We start from the raw sequence: 18,135 nt of genomic DNA, 5'->3' as shown, positions 1-18,135 counted from the left end.
GCGCCGGCCCCCGAGGCCGGGTTTGGGTATTTGAGAACCATTGAAAGAGGTGCGCGCGTTTCGCGCCTTTCAATGGTCAGCAAATACCCATGCGGCGGTGCCTCCGCGCGCTTCGGTCAGAACCACTGCCCCGGCTCCATCAGCCCGAGGTCCAGCAACTGGCGCGAGTGCCACTCGAAGGGCACGGAGTTGCGCCAGCGGAAGCTCGTGATGTCGTAGCGCGAACCGGGGTTGGCGCGCAGCGCCTTGGCCGTGCGGAACGAGGCGACTGCGGCCGTGAGGTTGTTGTGCCAGGGGCAGGCGTAGGTGTTGTATTCCTCGTCCGAGAATGTGTGATCCGTGCGCAGCCGCAGCCCCGGCTTCGCCCGGAAGATCGAGATGCGGTCGATCTTGCGGCGCTCCGGCGGCACATGCTCCTCGAAGCGCCAGCGCAGCCCGCCGAAGAAGTCGAGCTGCCGTTCCTTCGGGTGGTTGTGGTTGTCCGGGTCGAGCCGGGCGAGCGCGTAGTATCCCGAGCGGTCCAGCATGGCGTGGTCGAGCGAGACGGCGTCGGGCGCGCGCTCCAGATCGGGGGCGTAGAGGTCGATGACGTAGGTGAGCATCGCGTCGCGCCGCTCTTCGGCATGGAAGGCCAGCATCTCGCCGATGGTGCGCGTCTCGCAGAAAGGGTAGAAGAGGTATTCGGCGTTGTAGCAGTAGTAGAACCAGATGCCCGGCGCCGCATCGTTCAGCCGGGCGACGGCCGCCTGCAGCGCGCCCTCGGCGTAGGGGTCGAAGCGGATGCGGTGCACCGCGTCCAGCAGATCGGGCGCCAGCGCGAAGTCGTCGGGCATCAGCGCGAGCAGCGCCCTGAAGCCGAGTTGCTGGTGATGGCGCAGGGTGGTGTCGATCTCGGCCGCGTCCTCGACCACGACGACGGCCACCGGCCCGCGCGTCAGCGCGTCCTGCCCCCGGGCGAGAAAGTCGTCGAGACTGTCGTATCGCATCTTCTGTCCCTGTCCCCGACTCACGCTCCGCAAAGCGGCGCCACATTGCAAGAGCGCGGGGTTTCGCGCTAGAGACGCGCGGGCCGATGAGGAGCCTCCCAGATGACCGAGCCGCGCAAACTCTACGTCCGCACCTATGGCTGTCAGATGAACGTCTACGACAGCGAGCGCATGGCCGAGGCGCTCGCGCCGGCGGGCTACGTCCCGACCGACAGCCCGGACGACGCGGACATGATCCTGCTCAACACCTGCCACATCCGCGAGAAGGCCGCGGAGAAGGTCTATTCCGAGCTCGGCCGCTTCAAGCCGCTCAAGGCCGCCCGGCCCGACCTGAAGATCGGGGTGGCGGGCTGCGTCGCGCAGGCCGAGGGCGAGGAGATGATGCGCCGGCAGCCGATGGTCGATCTGGTGATCGGGCCGCAGAGCTATCACCGCCTGCCCGCGCTCGAGGCGAAGCTGCGCGAGGGCGGCCGCGCCGTCGAGACGGAGTTCCCGGCCGAGGACAAGTTCGACCACCTGCCGCAGCGGCCGAAGGCGACGCGCGGGCCGACGGCTTTTCTCACCGTGCAGGAGGGCTGCGACAAGTTCTGCGCCTTCTGCGTGGTGCCCTACACCCGCGGCGCGGAGGTCAGCCGCCCGGCCGCGCGCGTGCTCGCCGAGGCGCGCGATCTCGTGGCGCGCGGCGTGCGCGAGGTCACGCTTCTGGGCCAGAACGTCAACGCCTACCATGGCGAGGGGCCGGACGGGCGCGAATGGTCGCTCGCTTGGCTCGTGCGCGCGCTGGCGGAGGTCGAGGGGCTCGAGCGGATCCGCTACACCACGTCGCATCCCAACGACATGGACGACGACCTGATCGCGGCGCACGGCGACTGTGACAAGCTGATGCCTTATCTGCACCTGCCCGTGCAGGCGGGCAGCGACCGCATCCTGAAGCGGATGAACCGCAAGCACACCGCCGAGAGCTACATCCGCCTGATCGAACGCATCCGCGCCGCCCGGCCCGACATCCTGATCTCGGGCGATTTCATCGTGGGCTTCCCGGAGGAGACGGAGGCGGATTTCCAGGCGACGCTCGAACTGATCGAGGAGGTGCGCTACGGCTACGCCTTCTCGTTCAAGTATTCGCCGCGGCCGGGCACGCCCGCCGCGGAGCGCGCACAGGTGGACCCGGAGGTGGCGCAGGCGCGGCTCGAGCGGCTTCAGGCGCTGCTCGCGCGCCAGCAGCGCGCGGTGCAGGAGGCGATGGTGGGGCGCGAGGTCTCGGTGCTCTTCGAGAAGCCGGGCAGATTCGCGGGTCAGATGGCCGGCAAATCCGAGTATCTGCATGCCGTGCACGTCACCGATCCTGCGATCTCGGTGGGCGATATCGCGCGGGTCCGCATTACCGAGAGCCATCCGAATTCGCTCTCCGGCGAGCTTGTGGAGGCGTGATCCACATTCACACCGACTGGGAAGCCGCTGAGTCTCTGCCGTTTCCCGGACGATCCACATGACCGTTTCCAAACGGGCGACGATGCGTTTCCCGGGGCCGGGCGGCGTGGCCGGCGCATCTTGTGCGGCGGTTTTCGCTTCACAGGCCGCGCGGCTTTGTTAATCTCTTGATTATAGTGGGTTTGGGGCAGCGCCCTGTCGTGGTCCCGAGCCCGCGCGTGGGGGAAATAGAAACGAAAGGGACAGAAGCCGTGGCGAAAGCATTAGCAGGGGCCCTGCGCGCCGCTGCCGCCGGAGCGGCGCTGACGCTTGCCAGCGTCATCGTCGCAGCCGGGGGGGCGCAGGCGGATCAGCCGGAGCGCGCGCAGGCGCTGGGCGGCACGCCGGTGATCGCGGCGCAGAACCAGCGCGTCGTGCGGGGCGAGCGGTACCGCCCGGGCATCTCGATCACGCCCGATGGCTGCGAGGTCTGGGTGATGGACGACGGCGCCGAGGGGTACGCGGTGGAGCACGTGCGCCGGGACGGCACGCCCGTGTGCCGCGAAATCAACGTCTGTGGCGTGATGAACACCGATCAGTTCTTCGCCACCGACAGCTGGCACATCAGCCACGCCGGCAAGCAGCGGCTGCGCGAGTTCTTCCAGGAGGCGACGGCCTTCGGCTACATCATCGTCGGCCACACGGACGCGCGCGCCTCGGACGAGTACAACATGCGCCTCTCGTATCGCCGGGCGAATTCCGTTGCGGCCGTGGCGCTCGACTCCGGCGCGCGGGTGATCGACGTGCGCGGCTACGGCGAACGCCAGCCGCGGGCGACCAACGCCACCGCCGAGGGCATGGCGCAGAACCGCCGCGTCGAAATCCTGTGCGTGCGTTGAGGGGGGCCGCCATGAAGACGATCAAACTCGCCGTCCTGGCCGCCGCCGCGGCCAGCCTCGCCGCCTGCTCCGTGGGGCCCGACAAGTCGCGCGACCGCGGCATCGACGCCAAGAATCTCTCCGAGCTCGAATGGGGCATCTGGGTCGATCCCACCGGCTGCGACACCTGGATCGCCGACGACGGGGTCGAGGGCTACATGGTCCGTCGGCTCGACCGCTACGGCAAGCCGGTCTGCTCCGGCGTCGCGCCACCCAACGTCGCGACAGGCCCCTACAAGGAAGGCTCGTCGATCCCGGACCTGCTCTGAGCGGCAGGTGCGACGAAATTGCGCGCGGCCGCCCGGGAAGCTTCCGGGCGGCCGCGGCAGTGCGGCCTGTCGAGTTGCAATGTCGCGAAGCGCTTGGCACCCTGTCGCCGAAGCCCCGCCCTAGGAGACATGCGTGAGCACAGGCACCCTGACCGAGGCGCTCGTCGAATTCCCCGACAACCGGCTGCTGATCGACCTTTGCGGCGAACATGACAGGCATCTCGCGGAGATAGAGGCCAAGCTTCACGTCCAGATCATGCGCAGGGGCAACCAGCTCGCCGTGATCGGAGAGGACGCGGCCCGGCAGGAGGCCGTCGAGGTGCTCGAATCGCTCTACCGCCGGCTCGAGCAGGGCCGCAGCGTCGAGCGTGCCGACATCGACCGCGAGTTGCGGCTCGGCCAGGCGCCGGGCGACCAGCTCGAGATGTTCGGCGCGGGTCCGGTCGAGATCAAGACGCGCAAGAAGCTGGTCGAGCCGCGTACCGACGCGCAGCGCGCCTATGTCGCCGCGCTCTTCACGCATGAGCTCGCCTTCGGCATCGGTCCGGCGGGCACCGGCAAGACCTATCTCGCCGTCGCCGTCGGCGTGTCGATGTATCTGGCCGGCAAGGTGGACCGGATCATCCTCTCGCGCCCTGCGGTCGAGGCGGGGGAGCGTCTGGGCTTCCTGCCCGGCGACATGCGCGAGAAGGTCGATCCCTACATGCAGCCGCTCTACGACGCGCTGAACGACTTCCTGCCCGGCAAGCAGGCGGCGCGACTGATGGAGGAGAAGACAATCGAGATCGCGCCGCTCGCCTTCATGCGGGGGCGGACGCTGTCCAACGCCTTCGTGGTGCTGGACGAGGCGCAGAACGCCACCTCGATGCAGATGAAGATGTTCCTCACCCGGCTGGGCGAGGGATCGCGCATGGTCGTCACCGGCGACCGCAGCCAGGTGGACCTGCCGCGCGGCATCACCTCGGGGCTGGCCGACGCGGAGCGTATCCTGCGCGGCATTCCCTCGATTTCCTTCAACTACTTCTCCGCCAGGGACGTGGTCCGCCACCCCCTCGTCGCCGCGATCATCGACGCCTACGACGCCGACTCGCCGGGCTGATGGAGCCTTTGGCCGGGCAGTCGGAGGAGGCGGCGGCGTCGGGGGTGGATGTCCTCGTCGAGGATCCCCGCTGGGAGGCGGCGGGGCTGCCGCGGCTGGCCGGGCGCGCGGTGACGGCGGCGCTCGCGCATCTGGGGCTCGACCCGGCGGCATGGGAGGTCGCGATCCTCGGCTGCGACGATGCGCGCATCGCGGAGCTGAACGCGACGTTCCGGGGCAAGCCCGCGCCCACGAACGTGCTGAGCTGGCCCGCCGAGGATCTCTCGCCCGAGCGGCCCGGCGCGGCGCCTCAGCCGCCGTCCGGGGATGCGCCCGAACTGGGCGACATCGCGATCGCCTACGACACCTGCGCGCGCGAGGCCGCGACCGGCGGAAAGCCGCTGGCGGACCACGCGACGCATCTCGTCGTTCATGGCGTGTTGCACCTTCTCGGCTACGATCACGAAACCGAGGCCGATGCCACACGCATGGAACGCCTCGAGACCGAGATACTTGGCAAAATGGGTATGGCTGACCCATATTCATGACGGGCGGCCCCGAGGCCGCGATCTGGAACGAGAGAAATGGACGGAAGCGACGACTCCTCTAGCGCGGCGCAGGGCGCGCGGGAGGACTCCCCACACCAAGGTGACGGCGGGCTCTGGCGGCGCCTGCTCGATGTCCTGAGCCCTGCTGCGGGCGAGGAGGACGGGGCGGAGGCCCATGCCAACGGCACGCCCGCCGAACGGCCCCAGAAACACGGGCTCATCAATCTCCGCCGCCTGCGGGTTGAGGACGTGGCGATCCCCAAGGCCGAGATCGTGGCGATCCCCGACACGATAAGCCGCGACGAGCTGGTGCAGGTGTTCCGAGAAAGCGGGCTCACGCGCCTGCCGGTCTATCACGGCACGCTGGATACGCCCGTGGGCATGCTCCATCTCAAGGACTTCGCGCTGCGGCATGGCTTCAACGGCGACGGGCAGACGGTGGATCTCGAGGCGCTGCTGCGTCCGCTGCTCTACGTGCCGCCCTCGATGCCGATCGGCGTGCTGCTCACCAAGATGCAGACCGAGCGGCGGCACATGGCGCTGGTCATCGACGAATACGGCGGCGTGGACGGCCTCTTGACCATCGAGGATCTCATCGAACAGGTCGTCGGCGAGATCGAGGACGAGCACGACACCGACGAGGACAGCCTCTGGGTGCGCGAGAAGGCGGGCTGCTACCTCGCGCAGGCGCGCACGCCGGTCGAGGAGTTCGAGCAGGAGCTCGGCATCAGCCTCTCCGAGGCCGAGGAGATCGACCCCGAAGAGGTCGATACCCTGGGCGGGCTGGTCTTCATGCTTTCGGGGCGCGTGCCGGCGCGCGGCGAAGTGGTGCAGCATCCCGCCGGCGTCGAGTTCGAGGTGGTGGACGCCGATCCGCGGCGGATCAAGCGCCTGCGGGTCCGCGTACCCTCGCCCTCGGATGCCTGACGGCGCGGCGCCGGCGCTGACGGCGGGGCTGCCGAGACGGGCCGGTGTGCTCCGGCTCGTGGCGTCGGCAGGCGCGGGCGCCGCGGGCGCGCTCGGCCTCGCGCCCTTCGAAATCTGGCCGCTCACCCTTCTCGGACTGGCCGCGTTCGCGGCGCTCTGGCGCGCGGCGCCAACCGCGCGTGCGGCCGCCATGACGGCCTTCCTCTTCGCAACCGGGTATTTCGGGGTCGCGCTGCACTGGATCGTGGAGCCCTTCTTCGTCGAGCCGGAGCTCTACGGCTGGATGGCGCCCTTCGCGCTGATCTTCCTGGCGATGGGCCTCGCGCTCTTCTGGGCGGCCGCCGGCTGGGCGGCCGCGCGGCTCCGGCTCGGGATGGTCGGCCTCGTCGCCGCGCTCGCGCTGGCGGAACTCGCGCGCGCACATCTCTTCACCGGCTTTCCCTGGGCGATGCCGGCCCATGCCTGGATCGGCACGCCGGTCATGCAATGGGCGGCCTGGGTCGGGCCGCACGGGCTCGGCCTCGTCACCTTCGCGCTGGCGCTTCTGCCCGTCGCGCTCTGGGCGGCGGGGCGGCGGGTCGCCGGGGCGGCGCTTCTGGCAAGCGGTCTGGCCGCGCTCTGGGCCGGGGGGCTCGCGCGCGAGGCGCGCCCGCTGCCCGAGCCGCGGCCCGAAACCGTGCGCCTGATCCAGCCCAACGCCCCGCAGCGCGACAAATGGGATCCCGATCACATCCCCGTCTTCTACGCCCGGCAGGTGAGTTTCACGATGGCCGCGCCGCAGCCGGATCTCGTTCTCTGGCCCGAGACGGCGCTGCCCGGCCTGCTCGAGCGCGCCGATGAGCCGCTCGCCCATATCGCCGAGGCGGCCGGCGGCGCGCCCGTGGTGCTGGGCATCCAGCGCAGCGAGGGCGGTCGCTACTACAACTCTGCCGTCCTGATCGGGCCGGAAGGCGAGGCGCAGGATGTCTACGACAAGCATCACCTGGTGCCCTTCGGAGAGTACATGCCCTTTCCCGCGTTCTGGCGGCGTCTCGGGATAACCGGCCTCGCCGCGCGGGCCGACGCGGGCTACACCCCCGGCCCCGGCCCCCGCACCCTCGATCTCGGCCCGCTGGGCCGGGGGCTGCCGCTCATCTGCTACGAGGCGGTGTTCCCCGAGGACGCAGCCGGCGCACCCGAGCGGCCCGCGATGCTGCTGCATCTGACCAACGACGCCTGGTTCGGCACCTTCTCCGGTCCGTATCAGCATCTGGCGCAGGCGCGCCTGCGCGCCGTCGAGCAGGGACTGCCCGTGCTCCGGGCGGCCAATACCGGCGTCTCCGCCGCGATCGACGCGCATGGGCGGGTGCTCGACTCCATTCCGCTGGGCGAAGCGGGCTATGTCGACACGCCGATCCCGGCGCCGCTGTCGCCCACGCTTTACGCGCGCACCGGTGGCTGGCCCGCCGTGGTCGCCGTGCTGTTGCTTCTGGGCCTGGGCTGGCTGCGGCGCGGGGCGGAAAGCCGTTGACCTTTCCCCGGGGGCCGACTACGCCCCGTCCATCAGTAACAAACGACCGTCACAACGGCTTCCTGGCGTGGCGGGACAACCCCAATGGAGCATCTCCCATGGCGCGCGGCAATTACATCTTCACCTCGGAATCCGTCTCCGAGGGCCACCCCGACAAGGTCTGCGACCGGATTTCGGACGCGATTCTGGACACCCTGCTGGCGGAAGAGCCCAACGCCCGCGTCGCCTGCGAGACCTTCGCGACCACCGGCCTCGTGGTGATCGGCGGCGAGGTTGGGCTGTCAGATCCCGAACTGCTGAAGAACTACATGGGCCGCTTCGGCCAGATCGCCCGCGACTGCATCAAGGAAATCGGCTACGAGCAGGAGAAGTTCCACTGGAACACCTGCCACGTGCTGAACTTCCTGCACGAACAATCCGCCCACATCGCGCAGGGCGTCGACAGGGACGGCGCGGGCGATCAGGGGATCATGTTCGGCTACGCCGTGGACGAGACGCCCGAACTGATGCCGGCGCCCATCCAGTATGCTCACAAGATCCTGCGCCGGCTGGCGGACGCGCGGAAGTCGGGCAAGGAGCCCGAGCTTCGCCCCGACGCCAAGAGCCAGCTGACGATGCGCTACGAGGACGGCAAGCCGGCCGAGGTGCTGCAGGTCGTGCTCTCCACCCAGCATGCCCACGAAGGCCAGACCTCGGACGACATCCGCGCCATCGTCGAGCCTTACATCCGCGAGGTGCTGCCGGCCCAGTGGATCACCGACAAGACCGAGTGGTGGATCAATCCGACCGGAACCTTCGTGATCGGCGGCCCCGACGGGGACGCGGGCCTCACCGGCCGCAAGATCATCGTGGACACCTACGGCGGAGCCGCGCCGCACGGCGGCGGCGCCTTCTCGGGCAAGGATCCGACCAAGGTGGACCGCTCGGCCGCCTATGCAGCGCGCTACATCGCCAAGAACGTGGTCGCCGCCGGGCTGGCCCGGCGCTGCACGCTGCAGCTGTCCTACGCGATCGGCGTGGCCCGGCCGCTGTCCATCTACGTCGACACCCATGGGACAGGAGAGGTGGACGACGCGGCGATCGAGCAGGCCATCCCCAAGGTCATGGACCTGAGCCCCCGCGGCATCCGCGAGCACCTGATGCTCAATCGCCCGATCTATGCGCGCACGGCCGCCTACGGGCATTTCGGGCGCGAGCCCGAGGCGGACGGCGGCTTCTCCTGGGAGCGGACGGATCTTGCAGAGGCGCTGAAGAACGCCGTGTGACGGCCGTCAATGCAGCGGCCTGCGGGTCCGCCCTAGACTGGAGATCTGGAGATCTCGCAGCCAGTCAGGGAGGGTGCCATGCCGCCGCGCGATGCAGATGCCACGGAACTCGCGCGCCTTGCGCACGCTCGGCTGCGGATCGACACGGAGCGTGCGATCGCCGGGATCGGTGACTGGCTGACGGCGCAACGCGCGCGGCAGGGCTCCGGCGGAATCCTTCTCGGCCTCAGCGGCGGGCTCGACTCCTGCGTGCTCGCCGCCCTCGCGGTGCGTGCGCTCGGGCCTGACGCGGTCTTCGCCGTGTATTTGAGCGACCGCGACAGCGACCCGCGCATCGCGCGACATGCGCGGGATGTCGCCGCGGGCCTCGGCATTTCGCTCGAGATCGCCGACATTACCCGCGCGATGCAGGCCCGGCGGGTCTATGCGCCGCTCTTTCTGAAGCTTCTGCGGCTCTCGTCGCTGGTCGCGCCCGCCAGTACCTGGTTCTACCGGACGATCTGCCGCGAGAACCCGTTCAAGTCCGCCCTGCGCGCCGGGGGCGGCGAACGCCTGCGCCCATGGTACAAGCGGCTGATCTTCGATTTCTCGATGCGCCATGTGGACGAGAGCTTCCAGCACAGGCACATCCACCGGCGCGCGCTGCTCGAGCAGATGGCGCGCGAGCGCGGGCTCACGCTGGTGGGCGCGGCGAACCTCTCCGAGTGCCGCGTCGGGTGGTTCGTGAAGGACGGCATCGACGATCTGCCGCTGATGCCGATGGCCGAGCTCTACAAGACGCAGGTTCGCGACCTCGCCGAGGCGCTGGAGCTGCCAGAGTCGGTGCGCGCGCAGCGCCCCTCGCCCGATATGGCGCGCGGCGTCACCGACGAATTCGGGATCGGCCATGACTATGCGGTGATCGACCTGGTGGCGGACGCCCTCGACCGCGGCGACGGCCCCGAGCAGATCGCAGCGCTCGGTGTCGCGCGCGACGAGGCCGAGGATATCCGTGACCTAATGACCCTCTCCGAGTGGAAGCGGCAGTCCCCGCATGAGCCGGCGCCGGTGAGCGGGCGATTCGGTTCGCCGTTGCGGATCGACGACGCCGGGGAGGCCGTTGCGCCGGTGCGCCGCGGCGGATAGATCGCCGCCGATGAGCGACACGAATGCAACCGGCGCGCCCTGGCGCAATTTCTACGGGCGCATCCACGGCAAGCCCCTCAAGCCCAATCAGCGCCGCTGGCTCGAGGAGGATCTGCCGCGTCTCGCGCCCGGCCCGGTCGGCCGGGACGAGAACCCCGGGCGCGAGCCGCTCGATCCGGCGGCGCTTTTCAGCGGGCGACCCGTCTGGCTCGAGGTGGGTTTCGGCGCGGGAGAGCACATGGTGCACCAGGCCATGCGCCACCCCGAAGTGGGCATCATCGGTGCCGAGCCCTTCGTCAACGGCGTGGCGACGGCGCTTGGCAAGATCCGCAAGGCGGCCGTGAGCAACCTGCGCATTCATGCCGGCGACGTGCGCGATCTGCTCGACGTGCTGCCCGCCGGGTCCATCGCGCGGGCCTTCGTGCTCTATCCCGATCCCTGGCCAAAGAAGAAGCACCACCGCCGGCGTTTCGTCACCCCCGAGCATCTCGCGCCGCTCGCGCGGGCGATGGCGCCGGGCGCCGAGCTGCGGATCGCCACGGACATCCCCGACTACGTCCGGCAGACGCTGGAGGAAGTGCCGCGCCACGGCTTCGAATGGCTGGCCCAACGGCCCGCCGACTGGCGCGAGCCCTGGGACGACTGGCTGCCCACCCGCTACGAGCGCAAGGCGCTGCGCGAAGGGCGGCGGCCGCACTATCTCACCTTCCGTCGCCGCTGACGCGAAGAAGTTTTTTCGTACGAAGAATCTTCGGATGCCCCCGCTCCCAAGACTTTTCGCACGAAAAGTCGTGTTCGCTGGACGCCCTTCGCGCCCTCGGCTATCGAAGGCCGCGACCACGACGGAGGCGCCATGTCCGCCACAGGCGAGCCCCAGCCCATGACCGCGCGCGCGGGCGCGCCGCTGCGAGGCGTGGCGCAGGTGCCCGGCGACAAGTCGGTCAGCCACCGTGCGCTGATCCTCGGCGCACTCGCCGTGGGCGAGACCCGGATCGAGGGGCTGCTCGAGGGGCAGGACGTGCTCGACACGGCCGAGGCGATGCGCGCCTTCGGCGCCGAAGCGGTGCGCGAGGGACCGGGCCGCTGGCGCGTGCAGGGCGTGGGGGTCGGCGGCTTCGCCGAGCCCGACCGCGTGATCGACTGCGGCAACTCGGGCACGGGCGTGCGGCTGATCATGGGAGCGATGGCGACGACGCCGATCGCCGCGACCTTCACCGGCGACGCGAGCCTCGTGAAGCGCCCGATGGCGCGGGTCACCGATCCGCTCGCGCTCTTCGGCGCGCGGATGCTGGGCCGCGCGGGCGGGCGGCTCCCGATGACGGTGCTGGGCGCGCGCGATCCCGTCCCGGTGCGCTATGCGCTGCCCGTGGCCTCCGCGCAGGTGAAGTCCGCCGTGCTTCTGGCGGGCCTCAACGCGCCCGGCCAGACCGTCGTGATCGAGCGCGAGGCGACGCGCGATCACACCGAGCGGATGCTGGGCGGCTTCGGCGCGGAGGTCACGGTGACGGACACCGAGGAGGGGCGCGTCGTCACGCTCACGGGCCAGCCGGAACTGCGCCCGCAGACGCTGGTCGTCCCGCGCGACCCGTCGAGCGCGGCCTTTCCCGTCTGCGCCGCGCTGATCGCGGAGGGCTCGGAGGTCCGGGTGCCGGGCATCGGCCTCAACCCAACCCGCGCCGGGCTCTACGAGACGCTGCGCGAGATGGGCGCGGAGCTCGCCTTCGAGGAGGCTCGGGAGGAAGGGGGAGAGCCTGTGGCCGATCTGGTCGCGCGCTTTTCGCCCGCGCTTCGCGGGGTCGAGGTGCCGGCCGGGCGCGCCGCGTCGATGATCGACGAATACCCGGTGCTCGCCGCGGTCGCCGCCTGCGCCGAGGGACCGACGGTGATGCGCGGCGTGGGCGAGCTGCGCGTGAAGGAGAGCGACCGGATCGCCGCCATGGCCGCGGGTCTGCGCGCCTGCGGCGTCGAGGTCGAGGAGGGCGACGACTGGTGGATCGTGCACGGCCGCGGCGCGCGCGGCGTGCCCGGCGGCGCCACGGTGGCCAGCCATCTCGACCACCGCATCGCCATGTCCTTTCTCGTGCTGGGTCTGGCCGCGCGCGCGCCGGTGACGGTGGACGATGCGGGGCCGATCGCGACCTCCTTCCCCGGTTTTCCGGAACTGATGCGCGGGCTCGGTGCGGAGATCGGGGCCGAGGCCTCGGCCGCATGATCCCGCGCGCCGCGCTCTGGGGGCTCGGGCTCGCCGCGGCCGCGGTCTATGCAGCGCTGCTCTGGGTCGGCGTGTTCCGGCTGTTGCCCGAGGCCGGTGGGCTGTGGCCTTTCGATATTCGCATCATGGGGTACGACGGGACGGCCGCGCGCACGTATCTCGCGGCGCTGACCGAGGAGGGCAGGCGCATCTGGTCGGGTCCGGTCGCCAGGCTCGACACCGTCTTTCCGCTTCTTCTGGGCGCGTTCCTGGGCGCGCTGCTCTGGCGGCTCGGCCGCCCCTGGCTGGCGCCGCTGCCCCTGGTCTACAGTCTCGCCGACCTGTGGGAGAACGCGCGCGTGCGGGAGATGATCGCCGCGGGGCCGGAGGGCCTGACGCCGGACATGGTGCAGGGCGCGAGCGCGGTCACGCAGGGCAAGTTCGCGCTGCTGGCGATGTCGGTCGCGCTCGTCTGGATGGTCTGGCGGCGGCGCTGAGGGAGAGCGGTCATGGGGCTGACAATCGCGATCGACGGTCCGGCGGCGAGCGGAAAGGGCACGATCGGCCGGGCGCTGGCGGCGCATTTCGGGCTGGGGTATCTCGATACCGGGCTGCTCTACCGCGCGGTCGGCCGGCGGATGCTCGACGGCGAAGATCCGATCGAGGCGGCGCAGTCCTTGCGCGCCGAGGATCTCGAGGCGGACGGGCTCCGGGGGCCGGAGGCCGCGCAGGCGGCCTCCAAGGTCGCGGCGATCCCGGAGGTGCGGGCGGCGCTCGTCGACTTCCAGCGCGCCTTCGCCGCGCGCGAGGGTGGCGCCGTGCTCGATGGCCGCGACATCGGCACCGTGATCTGTCCCGAGGCGCCGGTGAAGATCTTCGTGACAGCGGACGCCGAGGTCCGTGCCGAGCGGCGCCTGCGCGATCTGGTGGCCGGTGGGCACGCGGTCACGCTCGACGAGGTGCTGGAGGATATCCGCGCCCGCGACGCGCGCGACGCTGGCCGGTCCGACGCGCCGATGCGGGCGGCCGAGGACGCGGTGCGGCTGGACACGACGAGGATCGGCATCGACGAGGCCGTGGCGGCTGCCGTCGCGCTCGTCGAACGCGCCGGCGCCTGACCCGGGCTGGCGCCCGCTACCGGAGCCGCCAGAGCCGCACGGCGAGGGTGACGGCGCTCAGCACGGCGATCAGGCCCAGAAAGTCGCCGATGGCGAAGGAGAGAAATGCGTCCAGGCGTCCAAAAAGGGCGGAGGCGCGCGAGAGGATCAGGTTGAGCAGCAGCGCGCCCAGGATGGACGAAGCCAGCCCGCACAGGATGATCAGCCGCCAGCTCAGATGCGCGTTCGTCTCGCGCCGGTCCTGTCGCAGGATCACGTCCGCGACGGAGAAGCAGGCTGGTGCGATGCTGTAGCTCGCGACGATGGCGAGCCAGGTCGTCGCCTGGTCGAAGGGAAGCTGCCAGAACATGGCGTTGGCGGCGATTGCACCCGGCATCAGAAAGAGCACGCTGCGCCAGCCCTCGAAAAAGGCGGAAATCACCTTGACCCCGAAAGGCAGGAAGAGGAGCGTGCCAGCAAGGGACGCGCCGAGCGCGTAGTGTTGCAGCGGCTGGATGACGTGCCACGTGATCAGCGCAGCCAGCAGCAACGCCATGCTGTGGATGGCCGTCTTGACGAGCAGGTCCATGCGCACTCCGCTGCGCGGCCCTGAACTGGCCGCGACGCAATTGTAACGTCCGTGTGATGGCCGTGGCCACCCTCAGAGCTTGATGCGATAGTGCCCTGGGCCGCGGTCCGACTTGCAGACCAGGTCGCGCTGGATCAGGCGACGGAGGGCGCGGTGGAAGGTCGGTTGCGACATCTTCCGCGCGATCGGATGCTCGCGCGCGGCCTCGGTCCGGCCGATCAGCCCCTCGTCGGTGTCCGTCGCGGTCGCGCAGACGGCCAGCAGAACCGTGCGCTCAGTGGTCGAGAGATCAGACAATCCGAGATCGGACTGCATGGCATCGACCACTTCGATCAGTTGCGCCAGTTGCGCGAGCAGAGCGTGTCGCATGACGGAGCCCTCGGCAAGGTCGCTGGAATCTTCTGATCAGGGCAGTCGCGCCTGTCAATAATGAACGGCCGTCGATAACCGCCGGGCCCGCAGGCTGTCTATCGGCGCGGCCGAGGGGCTTGCCTGCAGCGGCGAGACGGGGTAAGGACGCGCAGTCGAAACGGCGGTCACAGCCGGAGACGAAGGAGACGGGCAGGGTCGGGTGCACCGGCCCTCTTTCGTTTTTGAGCACGCCAGAACCAGCCGAAAGACCGGCGGAGACAACCGCCAGGCCAGAGAAACCGAAGCGAAGGAAACCGACAGCCACATGGCTCAGAACGCAAGCATGGAGGAGTTCGAGGCCCTCCTGAACGAAAGCCTCGAAATGGACACGCCCACCGAGGGCAGTGTCGTCAAGGGCAAGGTCATCGCCATCGAGGCGGGCCAGGCCATCATCGACGTCGGCTACAAGATGGAAGGCCGCGTCGATCTCAAGGAATTCGCAAGCCCCGGCGAGGCGCCCGACATCAGCGTCGGCGACGAGGTCGAGGTCTATCTGCGCTCGCCCGAGAACGCACGGGGCGAGGCGGTGCTGAGCCGTGAAATGGCGCGCCGCGAGGCGGCGTGGGACCGGCTGGAAAAGGCCTATGCGAACGACGAGCGCGTCGAGGGCGCGATCTTCGGCCGCGTCAAGGGCGGCTTCACCGTCGATCTCGGCGGTGCCGTGGCCTTCCTGCCGGGCTCCCAGGTGGACGTGCGTCCGGTGCGCGACGCCGGGCCGCTGATGGGCCTCAAGCAGCCCTTCCAGATCCTCAAGATGGACCGCCGCCGCGGCAACATCGTGGTCTCGCGCCGCGCGATCCTGGAAGAGAGCCGCGCCGAGCAGCGTGCCGAGGTGATCGCCAAGCTGAAGGAAGGCGACGTCGTGGACGGCGTGGTGAAGAACATCACCGAATACGGCGCCTTCGTCGATCTCGGCGGCGTGGACGGCCTGCTGCACGTCACCGACATGGCCTGGCGCCGCGTCAACCACCCCTCCGAGATCGTGTCGATCGGCGAGACGGTGAAGGTCCAGGTCATCAAGATCAACAAGGAGACCCACCGCATCAGCCTCGGCATGAAGCAGCTGCAGGAGGATCCCTGGGATCTGGTGGCCGCGAAGTATCCGCTGGGCTCGGTGCACACCGGCCGCGTCACCAACATCACCGACTACGGCGCCTTCGTGGAGCTGGAGCCGGGGGTCGAGGGCCTCGTCCACGTCTCCGAGATGAGCTGGACCAAGAAGAACGTCCATCCGGGCAAGATCGTCTCCACCTCCCAGGAGGTCGAGGTCATGGTGCTCGAGATCGACCAGGCCAAGCGCCGCGTCTCGCTGGGTCTCAAGCAGACCATGCGCAACCCCTGGGAGGTCTTCGCCGAGACGCACCCGCCGGGCACCGAGGTCGAGGGCGAGGTCAAGAACATCACCGAGTTCGGCCTCTTCGTCGGCCTGCCGGGCGACATCGACGGGATGGTGCACCTCTCCGACCTCAGCTGGGACCAGCGCGGCGAGGAGGCGATCCAGGAGTACAAGAAGGGCGACGTGGTCAAGGCCGTCGTTCAGGAAGTGGACGTCGAGAAGGAGCGCATCTCGCTCTCGATCAAGGCCGTGGGCGGCGACAAGTTCGCCGAGGCCGTGGGCGGTGTAAAGCGCGGCTCGGTCATCACGGTGGTGGTCACCGCGATCGAGGACGGCGGCATCGAGGTGGAATACGAGGGGATGAAGAGCTTCATCCGCCGCTCCGACCTCTCGCGCGACCGCTCCGAGCAGCGCCCCGAGCGGTTCTCGGTGGGCGACAAGGTCGATGTCCGCGTGACCAACGTCGATCCCAAGACGCGCCGCCTGGGCCTGTCGATCAAGGCGCGCGAGATCGCCGAGGAGAAGGAGGCCGTCGAACAGTACGGCAGCTCGGACTCGGGCGCTTCGCTGGGCGACATCCTGGGCGCCGCGCTGAAGGGCGACAACTGAGCCACGCGCGGCGAATCGAACCGAACGAGGCCCCCCGCTTCCCCGCGGGGGGCCTTGTCTTGTGCGGTCCGAACCTCCGACGCCTCGGTCCGTTGCCTTCCCCATCGCCGAATCCCGGCCATTTTCAGCCCTTTCGGGGCGCTTCGTGTTTCCGCAAGCCGTGGTTTGTGCCTATAGTCGGCCCGCGATAATGATAATGGCGAGATCGATCCGCGGGGGACCGGGCCGATGATCCGATCGGAACTGATACAGAAGATCGCCGACGAAAATCCGCATCTCTACCAGCGTGACGTCGAGCGCATCGTGAACACGATCTTCGAGGAGATCACCGAGGCGCTCGCCCATGGGGACCGGGTCGAGCTGCGTGGCTTCGGCGCCTTTTCGGTGAAGCGGCGTGATGCGCGCATCGGTCGCAACCCGCGCACCGGCGAGGCGGTGCAGGTCGAGGAGAAGCACGTGCCGTTCTTTAAGTGCGGCAAGCTCCTTCGGGAACGTCTGAACGGGAAAGAGACCTGAATGCGCTACATCCGTTACGCCATCCTCGCGATCATCGCGGTGGTTCTCGTCTCTGTGGCCCTGGCCAATCGCGGCTTCGTCACGCTGACGCTTCTGCCCGAGGCACTGGAGACGCTCTTCGGCTGGAACGTCTCGATCGGGATGCCGCTCTTTCTCGTGATGCTGGGCGGCGTCGCGATCGGTCTGTTCATCGGATTCGTCTGGGAATGGATCCGCGAACACAAGCATCGCGCCGAGATGGCCCGCAAGGCCGAGGAGGTGAAGCGCCTCCACCGCGAGCTGCGCCGCGCGAAGGTCAAGAGCGAAGAGGCCGACGAGGTGCTCGCGCTCGTCGACAAGAAGGCGAGCTGATCCGCAGGTGGCCCCCTCCGCTGTCAGGGTGAAGATCTGCGGGCTGACGCGGCCGGCAGACGTCGAGGCGGCGGTCGCCGCGGGGGCGGCCTATGTGGGCTTCGTCTTCTTCCCGCCGAGTCCCCGCAGCGTGTTCCCCGAGGCGGCGCGCGCTCTGGCCGTGGAGGTGCCGGCCGGGGTGGCCAAGGTCGCGCTCACCGTCGACGCCGACGATGCGGAGCTGGGCGCGGTCCTGGACCGGGTGCCCGTCGACATGCTTCAGCTGCATGGGGGGGAAAGTCCCGCGCGGGTCACCGAGATTCGCGCGCGTTTCGGCCTGCCGGTAATGAAGGCCGTGGGGCTGCGCGAGGCCGCCGATCTGCCCGCGCTCGACGCCTACGCGGCCGTGGCCGATCAGCTTCTCGTGGACGCCAAGCCGCCCGCGGGGGCCGAGCTGCCCGGGGGAAACGGGCTGGCCTTCGACTGGCGGTTGCTCGCGGGGCGCCGCTGGACGCGGCCCTGGATGCTGGCAGGCGGCCTGTCCGCGGAGAACGTGGCCGAGGCCGTCCGGCTGACCGGCGCGCGGCAGGTGGACGTGTCCTCGGGCGTCGAGCGCGCGCCGGGCGAGAAGGATCCCGTGCGCATCCGCGCCTTCCTCGACGCGGTGGCGGAGGTTGCCGCTTAATCCTTTCTCAACCGCGATGCGCGACACCCCGGGCATGCCGCAGCTGCCCGCGCATCTCACCCCCGATCGCTGGCTCGCGCAATTGCTCGATTCGGGCGAAGCGCGGCGCGGCGGCGTGGTCAAGCGTCAGATCCGCGACGTGGAGCGCATCGCCGGCCGCGCCGCCTTCCTCGCCGAGGTCGAGCGCCGCGGCTTTCAGGCGGTGGAGAACGGCCGCCACTTCGTGGTCTTCTGCAACGCCCGCCCAATCCGGCGCCTGCGGTGAGCGCCGCCGAAGCCGCTTGCAAGCGGCTTCGGCCAAGCGGTTTCGAAACC

The 18,135-nt window shown here is 69.7% G+C and carries 21 protein-coding genes and 1 riboswitch; of the genes, 18 read left to right on the top strand and 3 right to left on the bottom strand.

Features of this window, described 5'->3' with window-relative positions; genetic code table 11:
• Positions 1 to 116 precede the first annotated feature (116 nt).
• Positions 117 to 986, bottom strand: a complete 870-nt coding sequence (locus tag DRV85_RS12845; protein WP_113289878.1) for a glycosyltransferase family protein — start codon at positions 984 to 986, stop codon at positions 117 to 119.
• 102 nt (positions 987 to 1,088) lie between these two features.
• On the opposite strand from DRV85_RS12845, the gene miaB reads away from it, so the two are divergent.
• The 13 genes from miaB (at position 1,089) to DRV85_RS12780 (ending at position 13,365) form a co-directional block, all read left to right on the top strand.
• The gene (gene miaB, locus DRV85_RS12840) at positions 1,089 to 2,417 is read left to right on the top strand and encodes a tRNA (N6-isopentenyl adenosine(37)-C2)-methylthiotransferase MiaB (RefSeq protein ID WP_113289877.1); all 1,329 of its coding nucleotides are present in this window, start codon (positions 1,089 to 1,091) and stop codon (positions 2,415 to 2,417) included.
• A 251-nt stretch (positions 2,418 to 2,668) separates the two neighbouring features.
• Positions 2,669 to 3,295 (top strand): OmpA family protein, encoded by a 627-nt coding sequence (locus tag DRV85_RS12835; RefSeq protein ID WP_420820920.1) that lies wholly within the window; start codon positions 2,669 to 2,671, stop codon positions 3,293 to 3,295.
• Between the two features lie 11 nt (positions 3,296 to 3,306).
• Positions 3,307 to 3,603 carry a hypothetical protein gene (locus DRV85_RS12830; RefSeq protein ID WP_113289876.1) on the top strand — a complete coding sequence of 99 codons (297 nt, stop codon included), beginning with the start codon at positions 3,307 to 3,309 and terminating at the stop codon, positions 3,601 to 3,603.
• A 133-nt stretch (positions 3,604 to 3,736) separates the two neighbouring features.
• On the top strand, positions 3,737 to 4,702 hold the full coding sequence (locus tag DRV85_RS12825) for a PhoH family protein (protein WP_113289875.1): 966 nt from the start codon (positions 3,737 to 3,739) through the stop codon (positions 4,700 to 4,702).
• Positions 4,702 to 5,229, top strand: a complete 528-nt coding sequence (ybeY, locus tag DRV85_RS12820) for an rRNA maturation RNase YbeY (RefSeq protein WP_113289874.1) — start codon at positions 4,702 to 4,704, stop codon at positions 5,227 to 5,229. The genes DRV85_RS12825 and ybeY overlap by 1 nt, the downstream gene beginning before the upstream one ends.
• 36 nt (positions 5,230 to 5,265) lie before the next feature.
• A complete protein-coding gene (locus tag DRV85_RS12815; RefSeq protein ID WP_113289873.1) occupies positions 5,266 to 6,156 on the top strand; it encodes a hemolysin family protein in 891 nt (296 codons plus the stop codon).
• On the top strand, positions 6,149 to 7,666 hold the full coding sequence (gene lnt, locus DRV85_RS12810) for an apolipoprotein N-acyltransferase (RefSeq protein ID WP_113289872.1): 1,518 nt from the start codon (positions 6,149 to 6,151) through the stop codon (positions 7,664 to 7,666). Before DRV85_RS12815 ends, lnt begins: the two co-directional genes overlap by 8 nt.
• 43 nt (positions 7,667 to 7,709) lie before the next feature.
• Positions 7,710 to 7,758, top strand: a riboswitch (SAM-SAH riboswitch).
• Positions 7,759 to 7,764: 6 nt separating this feature from the next.
• The gene (gene metK / locus DRV85_RS12805; RefSeq protein ID WP_113289871.1) at positions 7,765 to 8,931 is read left to right on the top strand and encodes a methionine adenosyltransferase; all 1,167 of its coding nucleotides are present in this window, start codon (positions 7,765 to 7,767) and stop codon (positions 8,929 to 8,931) included.
• 78 nt (positions 8,932 to 9,009) lie between these two features.
• Positions 9,010 to 10,056, top strand: coding sequence for an NAD(+) synthase (gene nadE, locus DRV85_RS12800; RefSeq protein ID WP_113289870.1), 1,047 nt, complete (start codon positions 9,010 to 9,012; stop codon positions 10,054 to 10,056).
• A 10-nt stretch (positions 10,057 to 10,066) separates the two neighbouring features.
• Positions 10,067 to 10,777, top strand: a complete 711-nt coding sequence (trmB, locus tag DRV85_RS12795) for a tRNA (guanine(46)-N(7))-methyltransferase TrmB (protein WP_113289869.1) — start codon at positions 10,067 to 10,069, stop codon at positions 10,775 to 10,777.
• A gap of 132 nt (positions 10,778 to 10,909) precedes the next feature.
• Positions 10,910 to 12,268, top strand: a complete 1,359-nt coding sequence (gene aroA / locus DRV85_RS12790; protein WP_113289868.1) for a 3-phosphoshikimate 1-carboxyvinyltransferase — start codon at positions 10,910 to 10,912, stop codon at positions 12,266 to 12,268.
• A complete protein-coding gene (locus DRV85_RS12785) occupies positions 12,265 to 12,744 on the top strand; it encodes a hypothetical protein (protein ID WP_113289867.1) in 480 nt (159 codons plus the stop codon). Before aroA ends, DRV85_RS12785 begins: the two co-directional genes overlap by 4 nt.
• Positions 12,745 to 12,756: 12 nt before the next feature.
• Positions 12,757 to 13,365, top strand: a complete 609-nt coding sequence (locus tag DRV85_RS12780) for a (d)CMP kinase (protein WP_113289866.1) — start codon at positions 12,757 to 12,759, stop codon at positions 13,363 to 13,365.
• 16 nt (positions 13,366 to 13,381) lie between these two features.
• Here DRV85_RS12780 and DRV85_RS12775 read toward each other — a convergent pair whose 3' ends face one another.
• Positions 13,382 to 13,933: a hypothetical protein gene (locus DRV85_RS12775; protein ID WP_113289865.1), complete on the bottom strand. Its 552-nt coding sequence runs from the start codon at positions 13,931 to 13,933 to the stop codon at positions 13,382 to 13,384.
• Positions 13,934 to 14,005: 72 nt separating this feature from the next.
• The gene (locus DRV85_RS12770; RefSeq protein ID WP_113289864.1) at positions 14,006 to 14,302 is read right to left on the bottom strand and encodes a hypothetical protein; all 297 of its coding nucleotides are present in this window, start codon (positions 14,300 to 14,302) and stop codon (positions 14,006 to 14,008) included.
• Between the two features lie 202 nt (positions 14,303 to 14,504).
• Here DRV85_RS12770 and rpsA point away from each other — a divergent pair, with 202 nt between their 5' ends.
• The 5 genes from rpsA (at position 14,505) to DRV85_RS12745 (ending at position 18,085) form a co-directional block, all read left to right on the top strand.
• Positions 14,505 to 16,289: a 30S ribosomal protein S1 gene (rpsA, locus tag DRV85_RS12765; RefSeq protein WP_275401722.1), complete on the top strand. Its 1,785-nt coding sequence runs from the start codon at positions 14,505 to 14,507 to the stop codon at positions 16,287 to 16,289.
• 228 nt (positions 16,290 to 16,517) lie between these two features.
• On the top strand, positions 16,518 to 16,805 hold the full coding sequence (gene ihfB, locus DRV85_RS12760) for an integration host factor subunit beta (RefSeq protein ID WP_113289862.1): 288 nt from the start codon (positions 16,518 to 16,520) through the stop codon (positions 16,803 to 16,805).
• Positions 16,806 to 17,156, top strand: a complete 351-nt coding sequence (locus DRV85_RS12755; RefSeq protein ID WP_113289861.1) for a lipopolysaccharide assembly protein LapA domain-containing protein — start codon at positions 16,806 to 16,808, stop codon at positions 17,154 to 17,156.
• A 7-nt stretch (positions 17,157 to 17,163) separates the two neighbouring features.
• Positions 17,164 to 17,820, top strand: a complete 657-nt coding sequence (locus DRV85_RS12750) for a phosphoribosylanthranilate isomerase (protein ID WP_113289860.1) — start codon at positions 17,164 to 17,166, stop codon at positions 17,818 to 17,820.
• Between the two features lie 16 nt (positions 17,821 to 17,836).
• Positions 17,837 to 18,085 carry an N-(5'-phosphoribosyl)anthranilate isomerase gene (locus DRV85_RS12745; RefSeq protein ID WP_233495507.1) on the top strand — a complete coding sequence of 83 codons (249 nt, stop codon included), beginning with the start codon at positions 17,837 to 17,839 and terminating at the stop codon, positions 18,083 to 18,085.
• Positions 18,086 to 18,135: the final 50 nt, after the last annotated feature.

The organism is Rhodosalinus halophilus (genome assembly GCF_003298775.1).
GTDB classification, from domain to species: domain Bacteria; phylum Pseudomonadota; class Alphaproteobacteria; order Rhodobacterales; family Rhodobacteraceae; genus Rhodosalinus; species Rhodosalinus halophilus.
This window is presented reverse-complemented; position numbering and strand designations above follow the sequence as displayed.

Excerpts from the sequence above, each read along its gene's own strand:
- miaB (WP_113289877.1), top strand. The coding sequence starts at position 1,089 with ATGACCGAGCCGCGCAAACTCTACGTCCGCACCTATGGCTGTCAGATG.
- trmB (WP_113289869.1), top strand. The coding sequence starts at position 10,067 with ATGAGCGACACGAATGCAACCGGCGCGCCCTGGCGCAATTTCTACGGG.
- DRV85_RS12745 (WP_233495507.1), top strand. The coding sequence starts at position 17,837 with ATGCGCGACACCCCGGGCATGCCGCAGCTGCCCGCGCATCTCACCCCC.
- DRV85_RS12830 (WP_113289876.1), top strand. The coding sequence starts at position 3,307 with ATGAAGACGATCAAACTCGCCGTCCTGGCCGCCGCCGCGGCCAGCCTC.
- DRV85_RS12775 (WP_113289865.1), bottom strand. The coding sequence starts at position 13,933 with ATGGACCTGCTCGTCAAGACGGCCATCCACAGCATGGCGTTGCTGCTG.
- DRV85_RS12785 (WP_113289867.1), top strand. The coding sequence starts at position 12,265 with ATGATCCCGCGCGCCGCGCTCTGGGGGCTCGGGCTCGCCGCGGCCGCG.
- DRV85_RS12815 (WP_113289873.1), top strand. The coding sequence starts at position 5,266 with ATGGACGGAAGCGACGACTCCTCTAGCGCGGCGCAGGGCGCGCGGGAG.
- aroA (WP_113289868.1), top strand. The coding sequence starts at position 10,910 with ATGTCCGCCACAGGCGAGCCCCAGCCCATGACCGCGCGCGCGGGCGCG.
- lnt (WP_113289872.1), top strand. The coding sequence starts at position 6,149 with ATGCCTGACGGCGCGGCGCCGGCGCTGACGGCGGGGCTGCCGAGACGG.
- ihfB (WP_113289862.1), top strand. The coding sequence starts at position 16,518 with ATGATCCGATCGGAACTGATACAGAAGATCGCCGACGAAAATCCGCAT.
- nadE (WP_113289870.1), top strand. The coding sequence starts at position 9,010 with ATGCCGCCGCGCGATGCAGATGCCACGGAACTCGCGCGCCTTGCGCAC.
- DRV85_RS12780 (WP_113289866.1), top strand. The coding sequence starts at position 12,757 with ATGGGGCTGACAATCGCGATCGACGGTCCGGCGGCGAGCGGAAAGGGC.
- DRV85_RS12755 (WP_113289861.1), top strand. The coding sequence starts at position 16,806 with ATGCGCTACATCCGTTACGCCATCCTCGCGATCATCGCGGTGGTTCTC.
- ybeY (WP_113289874.1), top strand. The coding sequence starts at position 4,702 with ATGGAGCCTTTGGCCGGGCAGTCGGAGGAGGCGGCGGCGTCGGGGGTG.
- DRV85_RS12845 (WP_113289878.1), bottom strand. The coding sequence starts at position 986 with ATGCGATACGACAGTCTCGACGACTTTCTCGCCCGGGGGCAGGACGCG.
- metK (WP_113289871.1), top strand. The coding sequence starts at position 7,765 with ATGGCGCGCGGCAATTACATCTTCACCTCGGAATCCGTCTCCGAGGGC.
- DRV85_RS12770 (WP_113289864.1), bottom strand. The coding sequence starts at position 14,302 with ATGCGACACGCTCTGCTCGCGCAACTGGCGCAACTGATCGAAGTGGTC.